The following is a 14,195-nucleotide window of genomic DNA, read 5'->3' on the forward strand; positions in this document are numbered from 1 at the left end:
CCCTTTTTCTATCGATTTTCACGAAGTTGTTTCATGAGAGACAGCGCCTCTTTGGACTTCTCAGCATACACAGGAATGAAAGCGACCATATCTCGGTGTAATCGAAATGTATAGCCATTTAGCTTTTTCGTTCCTTTATTGATTTGAACTGCATAATCGACCGTTTTCCCTGTCTTTGGGTCCTCTATCGTGTATGGTCCCGCCTCTTCATCATTTACTCCCATCTCTTCAAGCAGCTGAAAGCTTTCAGGATCATCATACGTTCTAAACATTTCTTCAGGGACGAACATCACGTCCCCCTCTTTTGCAGTGATTTCAACGAGAAGCTTCTCAGGAATCGCAGGGAAGATGTGGACGTTGTATGTCTCTTGATCCGGCTGAAAAGCCTTCTCCATTAATTGATCTTTCATTCCCTTTGACATGTCAGAAAAAATAAGGACATCGATACCGTTTGTTTCCCCCTGGCAGGCTGACAAACAAAAGGCAGCGATGAAACTGATAAGCCAGACCGCAGCCCTTTGACGCCTCCTCATGCCTTTTGAAAAACAGGCAGCTTCTCTAGCTCAGTTAACGCCATAATAAAAGCGCCTGCCCCGTGCAAATCATTTGTACTCCGCTCTCTACCAACGTAATAATCATAAAATCCCGCAGATGTTCCGATACAAATATCGCTCACTGTAAAATCACCGTTTTCTTTCTCTGCCGTCTTATACTGAATCAAGCCTTGATACGCTTTGACCACATGATCGACATAACGGAGGCTCACATACCCTTCATTCATGGATTTTGCCATAGCATACATGAATAAACACGATCCGGAGCTTTCAAGCCAATTGTCGCTATGATTTCCTTTATCAATGATTTGATGCCAGAGACCTGTCTCATCATCCTGATACTTTGCCACACTTTCCAGCATGTCTGTCAGTGTTTCCTTCCACACCTTTCGCCCTTCATGCTCCTCTGGCAGATCCTCGATCATATCTGCTAATGCAAGGACATACCAGCCAAACGACCTTGCCCAAAACTCCGGGGAACAGCCAGTCTTTGGGTCTGCCCATGGCATCACTTTTCGTTCGTCCCACGCATGATAGTAAAGACCTGTTCTTTCATCTTTTGTATGCTTTCTCATGAGATGCTCTTGATGAATGACCATCTCCACAAGCGTCTCTTCTCCTTTAAGCTGGGCATACTTTAATGCGAAAGGACCACCCATGTAGAGACCATCCAGCCACATTTGATAAGCATAATTGTCCTTATGCCAAAATCCGCCCTCAGACGTGCGATTGAGCGTACGATAAAGTCCGCGCAGCTTCTCCGCTGCAAGCATATACCGCTTCTCTCCCGTTCTTTCGTAAAGGGGGAATAAAATGAGTCCTGCCTGGATCGCATCAAGCTCATCCCTGCGAAATAACAGATTTCCGTACTCATCAATGAGTGAGTCCGCATAATTTTTCACATAATCGAAATACGCCTCATTCCCCGTTGCCGCGTGCAGCTTCATCACGCCGCAAAGGAAAACCCCTTGATGATAGTGCCATCTTCCAGCTGGCGGCAGCTCAATAGGTGTATGCGCTTTCATTATACTTTGTGCTAATTTCTCTGCATGCTCAAGTGGTGATACCTTCTCAGTAGATAATGTCATTCTTCTCATCTCCCTTTTTAATAAATACCTTCTTCCCCAAATTTCTTCGCTAAACGGTTCGCCAGCATGACCAAAATGAGTCCAACGGCTGCTTTAAATAAACCAACAGCGGTACTATAACTGAATTGTCCTTGCTTGAGTCCAGCTGTATAGACATACGTATCAAAAATCTCCGCTACTTCCCGGTTCGTTGCGTTGAGTAATAGATAGACGTGCTCAAAGCCAAGCTCTAACGTATCACCAATTTTTAAAATAAGCAGAACAACAATGACACTTTTAATGGCAGGCAGGGTGATATGCCACATCTGTCTCAGTCTGCCGGCTCCGTCCATTTTCGCTGCTTCATATAGCTGCGGGTCCACGGCCGTAATCGCTGCAAGGTAAATGATCGTCGACCACCCTGCTTCTCTCCAGATCACCTGTAAAATGTACATCGGTCTAAACCAATCCTGACTAAGGAGGAAGTTAATTTTTTCTCCACCAAAGAAAGCAATCAATTCATTAATTAACCCACCATCTACTGTTAACAAAACAAAAGATAAGGACACGACAATCACCCATGACATGAAGTGAGGGATATAAATCATCGTCTGAACAAATTTCTTAAACAATGCCAATCGAACCTCGTTTAAAAGGAGTGCTAATAAGATTGGAATTGGAAAGAAAATCACGACATTCATGGCAAATAAAATGAGCGTATTTTTTAATAAGATGAAAAATGTTGGTTCTGTAAACAATCGAATAAAGTGCTTGAACCCAACCCACTCACTGCCAAGAATGCCAAGAAACGGCTGATAATCTTGAAAGGCAATAATGAGTCCCCACATAGGCACATATTTAAAGACAAGAAAATAAATGAGCCCTGGCAAAATCATTAAATACAAGAACTTTTGACTAAGCAATTGATTGAGTAAGCGCTTTCTCTTTTCTTTTTTTAAAGCTGCCGCAGGCACACCCTTGGCAGTGACATCCTCTGTTTTCATTGATAAAGCCTCCCCTCATGCTGATGCATGTGTTCACTGTATCTTAAGGATGAAAAATCCGTCTACAATCATATCAACAGATCATATTTTCTTAGGTGTAGCTACTCAAAACGTTACATAAAACATGAGAAAATGATCCTAATCTCAGAAAATGATTATTGACAAACCTACCAGATTTTTGGATTAATAAATTAAGGGGAAAAGATTGTTTCGTTTGAAATGGGGGGTTTTATGAAAAGAAGGCAGTATAAATTTTATTACAAGCTTGTGACGTTTTTTTTCATGCTTAGTACGATTCCTGTTATCATTGTCGGTATTTTTTCTTATCAGCATTCGCAAAAAACAGCGCTTGAAAATATCTCAAATGAAAAGCTGGACAGCGTCAAACAAACGCAGTCCAATATTGAGCATATTTTAAAGACAGTTGATCATTCTCTCACTCACTATGTCAGTTCGCCGCCTCTCCTTCAAACACTGACAGAACCTTTAAACCCAGACCAATTCCAGCTTTATAATCAAGTACAGCAGGAACTGAACTACCTGCAAACCTTTGACACCGATCTCTCCAATATTACACTCGTCAGTAAAATAGAGGATTGGTACATGAACAATTCCGGGCTTTATCATGTCACAAGCGGAGACCAAGAAAAAGCGTTAGCCTCTTACCTCAATATTCCGAGTCACTCCAGCTGGGCACTTGAAGAGAATAATCCCCTTGTTGCAACAAAAGAAGGAAAAGCGTCCTTTTGCAAGTACAATGTGAACTTAATCAAACAGCTTCCCATGAACAGTGTCCAAAAAAAGGGGGTCGCCGTCGCCAGCATTCCGAGCTGCGTGATTGCTGACAACATGCCTGATTTCTCTCAATCTGATAGTATGTTTGTCATTGACACAAACGGAAAAGTGCTGCTACATAATCGCAAAGAACAAATCGGTGAATCCTTGAAAAATCAAGATTTCGTCAAGCATGTGCTGTCCCTTGAAAATCGATCAGGACAATTTGACATGCAGATTGATGAACTGAACTATCAAATGACGTTTCAAAAATCAGATTATAACGAATGGACGTACCTATCCTTTGTCTCCATTCCAGAACTCAAGCAGCAAACGAAATCGATTGGGTGGATCACCTTTATTATTTGCTTTATTTTGTTAGCGCTTTCATTGATGTTTTCATGGTTTGGTTCCAGACATTTTTATCAACCAATCCGCTTATTATACGAGTCATTTGCACGCAATGAATCATTTTTGCATAAGCAGCCATTCCAAAATGAATTCGAGTTGATTGAGTCGAGTATTAAACAAATGAAAGATCAAAACAATGATTTAGAGGAACGCATTGAGCAGCAAGTGACACACTTACAGCAATACTTTATGGTGCGGCTGCTCCTTGGAAAGCTGACGGAAGAAGAGATTAACAACCGATTCCAAAGTTTAGACTTCCCTCGTGACTGGTCTCATTTATCCATGCTTGTAACCCAAATCGATACGCTGAAAGGAACACCGTATGAAAAAAAGGATGCTGACTTGCTCTTATTTGCTATCAATGGACTGATCGAGCAGATTATTCCACAAGATGAGCACCTTCAGCCAACCGTTGTCAATCAGCATCAAACAACGATTATCCTAAATCAATCAAAGTCAGAGGAGGAATTTACTGAATATTTAAATCAATTAGCTGAAATCATTCAGCAGCGTATTGAGGAAGAGCTTGGTTTGTCGATCAGCATCGGTATCAGCCGTCCATTTAAAGAGCTCACCATGGCCAAACATGCTTATATTGAAGGGAAAGAAGCCTTAAAATATAGACTCAAAGCAGAGAAAAAGTCCATTATCTTATATGAGCATATCCAGCAAGGAAAGACATTTAAAACGCATTTCCCAAAGCAGCTGCAGCATGATTTATTTGATGCGGTTAAGGCTGGCGATCAAGGCAAGGCGGATCACTATTTACATGTGCTCCTGCAATCCATTTTCTCTAAAAATGCTGGACCGCACGAATACCATATCGCCCTTGCCCGTTTTTTAAACAACTTGATTGAGCTGATGCATTTGTTGGGCATTGAATTATTTGAAGTCGAAGATAACAAAATGCTCTATGATACGATCTTTGAGTTTAAAACCTTTGAAGATACAGAGGCATGGCTGAAACATGAGATCATTCGGCCGATTATTGACCAGCTTGGTGCACGTGAGGACTCACAATACAAAAATATCTCAGAAAAAATCATTCATATCATTCATCAAGAATTTGACTCAGATCTCACATTGGATGAAATCGCCACACGCCTGCATTACAACCCAAATTATTTAAGCAGTATTTTCAGAAAGGAAATGGATATCTCCTTTAGTGAATATCTCTCGTCGTACAGACATCATGTCGCCAAAAACTGGCTTGTGGAAACCGATATGTCCGTCAAAGAAATTTCCGAAAAGCTAAAATATAAAAACCCGCAAAATTTCATCCGTTCCTTTAAAAAGCTAGAAGGTACAACTCCTGGGAAATACCGTGACCAGAAAAAAGGAACATAATGCAAAAAAGGGCCCACTCTCATAAGAGGGACTGACCCCATAAGATGCTAGCGTCTTTCTGATTTAAATGAGAACAAACGGATTGGCCCTAATCCAGACAACTTCGACTTTTAATGAAAACACCCCCGCTTTTTCTGCTAAGCGGGGGTGTTCTGTTTATGATTTTTTAAAGGAAGCTTCATATTCCTCAATGATTTTATTTCCACCATTTGATTTCCACTTCTCTACATCTTTCTTAAATTGTTCTTCGTTTATATCTCCAAGAATGAACTTGTAGGTCGCATCATCGATGATTTTCTTCAATTCGTTTCCTCGCTCTGATGCCGTCTCTGAATACAGGCTTTCAGCAGGGTTAGCGACGATGATGTTTTTGTTGTCTTCTTCCAGCTCTTCGTATTTTGTACGAACCGCATCCCCTTTATTTTTTAAGTAGCGTTTATCCATCCCTACAAGGCTGACAAGCGGCTGTACATCTGTCTGCCAGCTTTTCACTTGGCTTTCTTCTCGGATAAATGTATTTCCTTCTTCTTTCTTATAATGCTGACCATCTATACCGTAAGTCATTAAACCATACACATCTTCTTCTGCAATGCGATCAAAGAAAGCCAAAATCCGCTTTAACTCCGTCTCAGATTTAACGCTTGTTTTAGGGAATGCGAAGATGCCATTATGACCACCTGATGCCCACACACGTTCTTTGCCGTCTGGGCCTTTGATTCGATTGAGAATATCCACTTCCATGTTTTTATCTGTCGCATCATCCCTCAGGTTCACTGCATCTACCATATTTCCAACATAGATGCCTGCTTTTCCTTGTGAGAATAATTCTTGCTGCTGTGTTTTACTTGTGACTGGGAAATCTTTGTTTATATAGCCATTGTCACGCAGCTTTTTCATGTATTTCATTGTATTCATATACTCATTTGTCATAAAGTCTGGCGTGAATTTGCCGTTTTCTTCTTTCCAGTCTGTTGGCATTCCTTCATATGAACCAAGTGTTTTAAATGCCCCATAAATCAAATCATTTCGATCTGTAAAGCCAATCGTATCGGCTTTTCCATTTTGGTTCGGATCTTTTTCAGTAAATGCTTTGGCTACTTCATAAAGATCATCCAATGTTTTTGGTGTATCCAAATTTAAATTTTCAAGCCAATCCTTTCGAATGACAATCCCTTGTCTTGAAAGTGGTCTCTCTCTATAAATTCCATAAAGCTTACCGTCTATAGAGGCGTTTTTATTAATCAGTTCGTTCATCTTACTTAAATTTGGATAATCCTTTAAATACGGACCGATTTCCCAAAACATGCCTGATCTGAACGCATTAATAGCAGACGAATTCTTAATGTCTTGGATCGTGACAATTTGCGGGAGATTCCCTGCGGCAAGTGCTGAATTTAAACGGTCTTCTTTCACAGCATCAGGCACCCACGTCATATCAAGCTCTGTATTTGTAAGCTTCTCAATCTCTTTTAATACTGAATCCTTCGGCGGCTGCTGATGATACAAAATGGCCATCCAAGTCAGCTTCACCTTTTTGTCTAAATCAACCTTCTCATCTGATGAGCTTGCGCCTTTACTTGAGCACGCTGAAAGAATGCCACTTGCTGCAAACAGCAGGACAAACGCTATCAACCATAATTTCTTTCTCCCCATAAGATCCCTCCGTTGTTCCATCTTTTTAACCCTTTACAGAACCTAGTAATGCCCCTTTGTTGAAATGCTTTTGAATAAATGGATAGACAAGCAGAACCGGAATGGTCGCCACGACAATGACAGCCATTTTAATGGTTTGGTCTGGCGGTGGTGTGGATGAGCCCATATCCGACATATCTCCCTGCATTCCGCTCGATACAATGACAATCTGCCTCAGTAGTACTTGAATCGGCCATTTCACCGAATCATTTAAATACAGAATTGCGGTCATGTACGTATTCCAATACGTCACGGCATAAAAAAGTGAAATCGTCGCAATGGCTGGTAAAGAAAGAGGAAGCACAATTTTAAAGAAGATCCCTAAATCGTTACAGCCATCCATCTTAGCTGATTCTTCAAGGCTTGCAGGAATGTTTTGAAAGAAGTTTTTCAAAATGATCAAATTAAACGCATTGATGGCGACCGGTAGTATGAGTGACCAATAGGTATCAAGGAGCCCAAGTGTTTTCACCACAATAAACGTCGGGATCATCCCTCCGCTAAACAGCATCGTGAAGACAACGAGAAACATAAGTGTTCTCCGGCCTTTTAACTCCTGGCGAGACAGCCCGTATGCCATGAGAGAGGACAAAAACATGCTGACAGCTGTTCCAACGAGCGTGACGAGAATGGACACAATGAGGCTGCGATACACAATATCAGTAGAGAAGATATATCGGTATGCCTCAAGAGAAAACGTTGCCGGGAACAAGATAAACTTCTTCGTGATGACCTCTTCTACCGTAGCAAAAGAGGCGGCAATAACATGGATGAACGGGAGCACACATATTAATGCGAACATGAGTAGAAAAGAGTAATTAAATAAATTGAACAATCGGCCTTTAAGAGAACGGTCTATGTTCATCACGCCCTTTCTTTGTAAGCGTTATCATTTCGTCTGAAAATAAGCTGCTGCCTGTGACGATATCGTGATTAAAATGTAACAAACGGGGGGAGAAAGCGTCTATAATCATCTTGACAGACCAAACAGATCATTATGCCAGTCGTGCTTTTATGCTCTTGAAACAAAAGAATAAGATCATAAGCTAATGACATGATTATGCCCTATGCCTGATCATTTTCTTCAAGGATTTCCGTCGTATTGACATCTGGTCTGTAGCCTAACTCCTGCTTCGTTTTCTCAGTGGACCAAGGCTTTTCTTCGTTTTCTGATACGGCATAATATGTCCCAAAGGGAACTTCCGTTTCAATCGCTGCCTTTGTCATCCCAACAAGATCTTCATGTGAAAGCAGCGTTCTTTTCGTTCTTTTTTTCTTGTGTAATTCCTCCATTTCATCTGTCACAACGGTTCCAATCCGCAAATTGATGACAGACATCCCCGTTTGATCGTGGAATAAACGTCCTAGCTGTTCGGAGGCAAATTTTAAAATGCCATACACATTTTTTGTCGCAGGCACATCGTCAGTCGTAATGTTTCGCCTTAGTAAGGATTGACCATCCTTTTCATAACGATCGGTCACATGGTTACTGCTTGCAAAAATGACTTTTGGTATGCTTAACCGAGCCGCTGAACGAAACATATGATAGGTGCTCCGCCAAAAAACATCATTCATTTTTGTGAATTCCTCTGCATTCATCACGTCATGCGTCATGTCCATGTTCAGAAGATGAATGAGGACATCTGTATCTCGCGGAATCACCTGATATAATTCCTGTTCATTCGTTGCATCCGCTAAAATGACTTTCTCTACACAGCTTGTTTGATCAATGATGTTGATGTTGTACTCAGAAGAGAGCCCTTTTGTTAAAAGACGTCCGATCACACCGCATCCGCCAATGATGGTGATTTTTTTCATATGTCTCCTCCTTCCTTTTGGCGTAGTATGTCCAAGCCTTTTATTGATTACAGCCACTTTTTCAAAAATCGTGTTGCTTCGTGACGCATAGCCGCTGTTTCAAAATGACCTGCATGAAGACCAACAAGCTGATACCGTTCTTTCAATGAAGCAGTTTGATAGGTTTGACTCAATACCTTTTGAATTCGCCCAACGCCTTCAGCAGGCGTGAGCTGATCGAGTTTTCCAACCAAGCTTAAATGAGGTCTTGGAAAAATCATTTCCTGGATATCCGCTGCTGTAAAATGCTTGGCTAAGCTCGGTACATAGTAGTAAAAGCCGTGCCGGTCTAAATTGTTCGTTTCAATCAATGTGTGATGATCTACCTGTGCGCAAAGATCGATACACACACTGACCCGCTCATCAAGCGCAGCCGTCCACCATGAAAGAAGACCACCCATTGACATCCCAAAAACGGCTAACCGCTCTGGCAGCACATCGGACCGAGACAGCAAATAATCGATTGCACACATGCTTTCATACAGCATCATGCCCCACATCACTTTTCCAGTTAAAAGCATTTCCTTGAAAATTTCACTTTCCGTTCTACCCCTTCTTTCACCAAAGCCTGCATGGTCAATTGCCAGCACACTATATCCTTTTGACGTGAACTCTTTTGCGTATGAAGGTGCTTGCAAATAATGAGCACCCTTTAACAACTCGTCCTTCCCATCCATGTAATTCCCGCCATGAGAATGTTGGAACAACACAACCGGTCTTTTTTTCACTGTATCCTTCGGCTTCACAAAATAAGCGGGCACTTCCTCTACGCCATGAATAGAGAGAATGAGTGTTTCGACTAAGTAAGATTCACGTTCTTCAATTTTTAACGTATAAGCCTCCACGCGATGGCGTTCTGGCATCTCTCCTAACAGACTGAGCAGTTGTTCACGTTTGCTTTCCTTTTCCATTGACGTCACTCCTCATTTTCTTAATCAACTTTTAAAATACGAGATCAATAGGGGAATCACCTTGTTTTCGACAAAATTATGTCCCGGGAAATAACAAACACCCACCGGTTTTTACCGATGGGTGTAGTCATTAGTTCGCAACAATATTGACAAGCTTACCAGGGACCGCAATCACTTTACGAATGGTTTTTCCTTGAAGCTGTTCTTTTACTCGTGCATCATTTTTTGCAAGTTCTTCTAACTGTTCCCTTGTTGCGTCAGCAGGAACGGTTAATTTTGCTTTCACTTTACCATTTAGCTGTACGACAATTTCCACTTCATCGTCGACAAGCTTTGACTCGTCATATTGCGGCCATGCTTCATAAGAAATCGACCCTTCATGACCAAGTTTATTCCAAAGCTCTTCAGCTAAATGCGGTGCAATTGGAGAAAGAAGTTTCACAAAGCCTTCTGCATATTCTTTAGGCAGTGTATCAGCCTTGTAGGCATCATTGATAAACACCATTAATTGTGAAATTCCTGTATTGAAACGTAAGCCTTCATAATGATCTGTCACCTTCATCACTGTTTCATGATAGCTGCGTTCTAATGCGCCGCCGGATTGCTCCGTCACTTTGTCACTGATTGAGCCATCTTCATTTGTGAATAGACGCCATACACGGTCAAGGAAACGGCGAGCGCCATCAAGTCCTGTTTCAGACCAAGCGATTGACGCATCTAAAGGTCCCATGAACATTTCATAAAGTCTTAATGTATCCGCGCCATGAGATTCTACGATGTCATCTGGGTTGACTACGTTCCCTTTTGATTTACTCATTTTTTCATTATTCTCGCCAAGAATCATTCCTTGGTTGAACAATTTCATGAAAGGCTCTTTTGTTGGGACAACACCGATATCATATAAGAATTTATGCCAGAAGCGCGCATATAAAAGATGCAGTACGGCATGTTCTGCGCCGCCAATATACACATCAACCGGAAGCCATTTCTTTAGCTTTTCAGGAGATGCAAGCTCTTCCGTGTTATGTGGATCAATATAACGTAAGAAGTACCAGCAGCTGCCTGCCCATTGCGGCATTGTATTGGTTTCACGACGTCCTTTTTTACCTGTAACAGGATCTATAACCTCAACCCACTCTTTTATATTGGCTAAAGGTGATTCACCTGTTCCACTTGGCTTAATTTCAGTCGTCTTAGGCAAGATCAGTGGAAGCTCTTCCTCTGAAACAGCTGAAGATGTTCCGTCCTCCCAATGAATGATTGGAATTGGCTCACCCCAGTAACGCTGACGGCTGAATAGCCAGTCTCTTAAACGATACGTGACTTTCTTTTCACCTTTTTGATGTTCTTCAAGCCATGCAATGGCTTTTTCAATCGCTTCTTCTTTCCCTAAGCCATTTAAGAAGTCAGAGTTAATGTGTTTTCCATCACCTGTGTAAGCTTCTTTTTGAATGTCTCCGCCTTCTACAACCTCTTTGATTGGAAGTTCAAAGGTTTTAGCGAATTCATAGTCACGTTCATCGTGTGCAGGTACTGCCATAATCGCTCCCGTGCCATATGTAGCTAACACGTAATCCGCAATCCAGATCGGCATCTTTTCCCCATTTAATGGATTGATGGCATACGCACCTGTAAAAATGCCCGTCTTCGTTTTCGCAAGATCTGTCCGCTCTAAATCACTCTTAGATTGGATTTCTTTGATATATGCTTCAACTGCTTCTTTTTGAGCGGCAGATGTAATTTTCTCAACAAGTGCATGTTCTGGAGCAAGCACCGCATACGTTGCACCAAATAGTGTATCAGGACGCGTTGTAAAAACGGTAAACTGTTCGTTATGTCCTTCTACTTCAAAGTGAACATGCGCACCTTCAGAACGTCCGATCCAATTACGCTGCATATCTTTGATGCTTTCAGGCCAATCAATGTCTTCTAAATCTTCTAACAGCCTGTCCGCATATGCCGTAATTCTCAGCATCCATTGCTTCATTGGACGTCTTTCAACAGGATGCCCTCCGCGTTCACTTTTTCCATCAATGACTTCTTCGTTTGCAAGGACCGTGCCGAGCGCTGGGCACCAGTTCACTGGTACTTCATCGATATACGCCAATCCTTTTTCATACAATTTCAAGAAAATCCATTGTGTCCATTTGTAATAATTAGGATCTGTCGTGTTGATTTCTCGATCCCAGTCATACGAAAATCCTAAAGATTGAATTTGGCGGCGGAAGTTATTGATGTTCTCTTCTGTAAAGACCGCCGGATCATTTCCTGTATCCAGTGCATACTGCTCCGCTGGAAGACCAAAGGCATCCCATCCCATTGGATGAAGAACATCATATCCCTGCATACGTTTCATACGTGATAAAATATCCGTTGCTGTGTAGCCCTCAGGATGCCCAACATGAAGCCCTGCTCCTGATGGATATGGAAACATATCAAGCGCATAAAACTTTGGTTTACCTTCCGAGTCAGATGTGGCGAATGTTTTATGTGTCAGCCAATAATCCTGCCACTTCTTTTCAATTTCCCGATGCTGAAAACTCAATATGAAAACCTCCTTTAAATATGTACGGCTTTATCTGCTCAGATGACCACTGCAAGAATTCAGATTTTTCTAAAATCAACAAAAAACCCTCATCCCTGGAAAGGGACGAGAGATTTTTTGGTTCCCGCGGTACCACCCTTGTTAGCGTAACTTGCTGTTCCTACGCTCGCTTAATATCTTTAACGCAGACATGCGACAGAAGCTTTAACACAACTGCAACTCTGAGGCGAGTTCAGAAGCAGATTTGATTGACTTTCACCAGCCGTCAATTCTCTAAAGACAAATACTGCTTTCCTACTACTCCTCTTCACTGTTCTTATCGTAACCGTCATCTAAGTAGTATTTTATAGAATTATGATCATAAGTGCAAGCAGGTTTGTATACAATGGGAATGTACCCTAGACTAGGGTAAAGTAGAGGATATTATTCGTGTGGAGATCGGTTATGACGGTTGGAGTCTGCATCCTGTGAACGCTGTTCTCTCACAAAATCGAAGCTTCGCAGAACTGCTTCTCCTCCGTAACCTGAAATAATTGATAAGATGACCAAGTGCAGACTAGAATCGGGATTTGAGGATAAGACAAGCAGTGTAGCGGCAATCATCCCAACGAGCCAATCTTCAATAAACCCTAGGTAAATAAACTTTTTTGTCATTCTGGGCTTCTCTAGCCTGCCTTTTTTCTTTACGTGACCGAGAATCCCCATGACCCCTCCAATGGCGCAAGCAATAATGACTTGTTGCAGCATTTTCATCACCTTCCTAAAGCCCTTAGAATAGTAAAGCGACTTCAGGCTGTCCAGCCCCCTGTAATGCCATTCTGCTGTTCCGTCATAATCCATGTAAAAGGTCTATTCTCTCTAACGAAGAAAAAAAGCTTGTTTCTTCCATTATATGTGAATGACCCAAAAACAATCTTGATGCATTGGAATCATTTTTGCCTGATCCATATTAACTATTTTTGTCATTTTATGAATGATGAGCAATTGATTCCTTTTTTTTCTAAAGAAAAGTCTCCTTACTTATTCTATTCTAATGGAGGACAAACTATGATGACAAATTTAACAAAGCGTTTGCAATCATTGAAACAGAACATATGTTATGTTACGTTTATAAAGAATTATTTTGGTTGAAAAGAAACCATTTTAAATGTCTGATAGCAGCAGCAAAGGAGGGTAATATGGTCAGCACGAACAGCTTCGGCTTGCAAAAACAGCAGGAACTCATAAAAAAAGCGCTAGATCATGCGCGAATTGGTGTTATCATTACAGACCCTTCTTTAGAGGATAACCCTATCGTTTATGTGAATCATGGCTTTACACAAATGACTGGATACAAACCAGATGAGATTCTTGGGCGTAATTGTCGATTCCTCCAAGGAAAAGACACAGATCAAGAACAGCTTGATTTAATACGTCATGGAATACAGAATAAAACACCTATTACCACACAGCTAAAAAATTATAAAAAAGACGGCACTTTTTTTTGGAATGAACTCAATATAGATCCTCTATACATTGAACAAGATGACAAAACATTTTTCATTGGCTTTCAAAAGGATATTACGAAACAGAAAGAATATGAACAGCTCCTAGAAGATTCCTTACAGGAAGTCACCTCTCTTTCGACGCCAATCGTCCCAATCAAAAATGGTGTATCTGCTCTACCACTCATTGGAAAACTATCTGAAGAACGCTTTGATGCCATTGTTGCGAAGTTAACTTGTATATTAGATGATTCAAAGGATGATTATTTAATTGTCGATCTTTCTGGCTTAATCGATCTCGATGATTCCGTTGCAGGACGCATTTTCAAGCTGCATCATCTTCTCAGTTTAACTGGAACCGAACTGATCATCACAGGGATCAAACCACAGCTTGCGATGAAAATGAAAGACTTGGATACAGATTTCCAACATACCATCACATATTTGACGGTAAAAGAAGCTATTAAAGGATTGCAATTAGCTGAAAACCCTGTGTAAACAGGGTTTTTAACATATAGACAAAGGGCTAAAATGATGCTTATTTTAGCC

General features: G+C 41.2%; 11 protein-coding genes and 1 other annotated feature. Of the genes, 2 read left to right on the plus strand and 9 right to left on the minus strand.

Annotated elements, in window-relative coordinates:
- Positions 1-8: 8 nt before the first annotated feature.
- Genes NPA43_RS13355 through NPA43_RS13365 form a run of 3 tightly spaced genes read right to left on the minus strand, consistent with a single transcriptional unit; the run spans position 9 to position 2,625 of the window.
- On the minus strand, positions 9-533 hold the full coding sequence (locus tag NPA43_RS13355) for a lipoprotein YteS (protein ID WP_249704941.1): 525 nt from the start codon (positions 531-533) through the stop codon (positions 9-11).
- Positions 530-1,642: a glycoside hydrolase family 88/105 protein gene (locus NPA43_RS13360; RefSeq protein WP_256498936.1), complete on the minus strand. Its 1,113-nt coding sequence runs from the start codon at positions 1,640-1,642 to the stop codon at positions 530-532. Before NPA43_RS13360 ends, NPA43_RS13355 begins: the two co-directional genes overlap by 4 nt.
- A gap of 17 nt (positions 1,643-1,659) precedes the next feature.
- Entirely contained in the window at positions 1,660-2,625 is a 966-nt protein-coding gene (locus NPA43_RS13365; protein WP_099726811.1) for an ABC transporter permease, read from the minus strand.
- A gap of 231 nt (positions 2,626-2,856) precedes the next feature.
- On the opposite strand from NPA43_RS13365, the gene NPA43_RS13370 reads away from it, so the two are divergent.
- Positions 2,857-5,157, plus strand: a complete 2,301-nt coding sequence (locus NPA43_RS13370; RefSeq protein ID WP_230031079.1) for a helix-turn-helix domain-containing protein — start codon at positions 2,857-2,859, stop codon at positions 5,155-5,157.
- Positions 5,158-5,313: 156 nt separating this feature from the next.
- Here the strand turns inward: NPA43_RS13370 and NPA43_RS13375 are convergent, their stop codons facing one another.
- The 6 genes from NPA43_RS13375 to NPA43_RS13400 all read right to left on the minus strand — a co-directional run bounded on the left by NPA43_RS13375 (position 5,314) and on the right by NPA43_RS13400 (position 12,915).
- Entirely contained in the window at positions 5,314-6,810 is a 1,497-nt protein-coding gene (locus tag NPA43_RS13375) for an extracellular solute-binding protein (RefSeq protein WP_099726809.1), read from the minus strand.
- Positions 6,811-6,835: 25 nt separating this feature from the next.
- Positions 6,836-7,714, minus strand: coding sequence for a carbohydrate ABC transporter permease (locus NPA43_RS13380; RefSeq protein WP_099726808.1), 879 nt, complete (start codon positions 7,712-7,714; stop codon positions 6,836-6,838).
- Positions 7,715-7,914: 200 nt separating this feature from the next.
- Entirely contained in the window at positions 7,915-8,667 is a 753-nt protein-coding gene (locus tag NPA43_RS13385) for an NAD-dependent epimerase/dehydratase family protein (protein ID WP_230031081.1), read from the minus strand.
- A 47-nt stretch (positions 8,668-8,714) separates the two neighbouring features.
- Positions 8,715-9,617, minus strand: a complete 903-nt coding sequence (locus NPA43_RS13390) for a dienelactone hydrolase family protein (protein ID WP_099726806.1) — start codon at positions 9,615-9,617, stop codon at positions 8,715-8,717.
- 130 nt (positions 9,618-9,747) lie between these two features.
- Positions 9,748-12,162, minus strand: a complete 2,415-nt coding sequence (leuS, locus tag NPA43_RS13395; RefSeq protein ID WP_230031082.1) for a leucine--tRNA ligase — start codon at positions 12,160-12,162, stop codon at positions 9,748-9,750.
- A gap of 98 nt (positions 12,163-12,260) precedes the next feature.
- Positions 12,261-12,482 (minus strand) — a binding site (T-box leader).
- Between the two features lie 103 nt (positions 12,483-12,585).
- Complete coding sequence (locus NPA43_RS13400) at positions 12,586-12,915, minus strand: DUF4257 domain-containing protein (protein ID WP_223249904.1); 330 nt, start codon at positions 12,913-12,915, stop codon at positions 12,586-12,588.
- Between the two features lie 425 nt (positions 12,916-13,340).
- Between NPA43_RS13400 and NPA43_RS13405 the strand changes: the two genes are divergently transcribed.
- Complete coding sequence (locus NPA43_RS13405) at positions 13,341-14,144, plus strand: YtvA family blue-light photoreceptor (protein ID WP_256498937.1); 804 nt, start codon at positions 13,341-13,343, stop codon at positions 14,142-14,144.
- Positions 14,145-14,195: the final 51 nt, after the last annotated feature.

The sequence above is a fragment of the Bacillus pumilus genome (genome assembly GCF_024498355.1).
Lineage (GTDB): Bacteria > Bacillota > Bacilli > Bacillales > Bacillaceae > Bacillus > Bacillus pumilus_P.

Excerpts from the sequence above, each read along its gene's own strand:
- NPA43_RS13355 (WP_249704941.1), bottom strand. The coding sequence starts at position 533 with ATGAGGAGGCGTCAAAGGGCTGCGGTCTGGCTTATCAGTTTCATCGCT.
- NPA43_RS13360 (WP_256498936.1), bottom strand. The coding sequence starts at position 1,642 with ATGACATTATCTACTGAGAAGGTATCACCACTTGAGCATGCAGAGAAA.
- NPA43_RS13365 (WP_099726811.1), bottom strand. The coding sequence starts at position 2,625 with ATGAAAACAGAGGATGTCACTGCCAAGGGTGTGCCTGCGGCAGCTTTA.
- NPA43_RS13370 (WP_230031079.1), top strand. The coding sequence starts at position 2,857 with ATGAAAAGAAGGCAGTATAAATTTTATTACAAGCTTGTGACGTTTTTT.
- NPA43_RS13375 (WP_099726809.1), bottom strand. The coding sequence starts at position 6,810 with ATGGGGAGAAAGAAATTATGGTTGATAGCGTTTGTCCTGCTGTTTGCA.
- NPA43_RS13380 (WP_099726808.1), bottom strand. The coding sequence starts at position 7,714 with ATGAACATAGACCGTTCTCTTAAAGGCCGATTGTTCAATTTATTTAAT.
- NPA43_RS13385 (WP_230031081.1), bottom strand. The coding sequence starts at position 8,667 with ATGAAAAAAATCACCATCATTGGCGGATGCGGTGTGATCGGACGTCTT.
- NPA43_RS13390 (WP_099726806.1), bottom strand. The coding sequence starts at position 9,617 with ATGGAAAAGGAAAGCAAACGTGAACAACTGCTCAGTCTGTTAGGAGAG.
- NPA43_RS13400 (WP_223249904.1), bottom strand. The coding sequence starts at position 12,915 with ATGAAAATGCTGCAACAAGTCATTATTGCTTGCGCCATTGGAGGGGTC.
- NPA43_RS13405 (WP_256498937.1), top strand. The coding sequence starts at position 13,341 with ATGGTCAGCACGAACAGCTTCGGCTTGCAAAAACAGCAGGAACTCATA.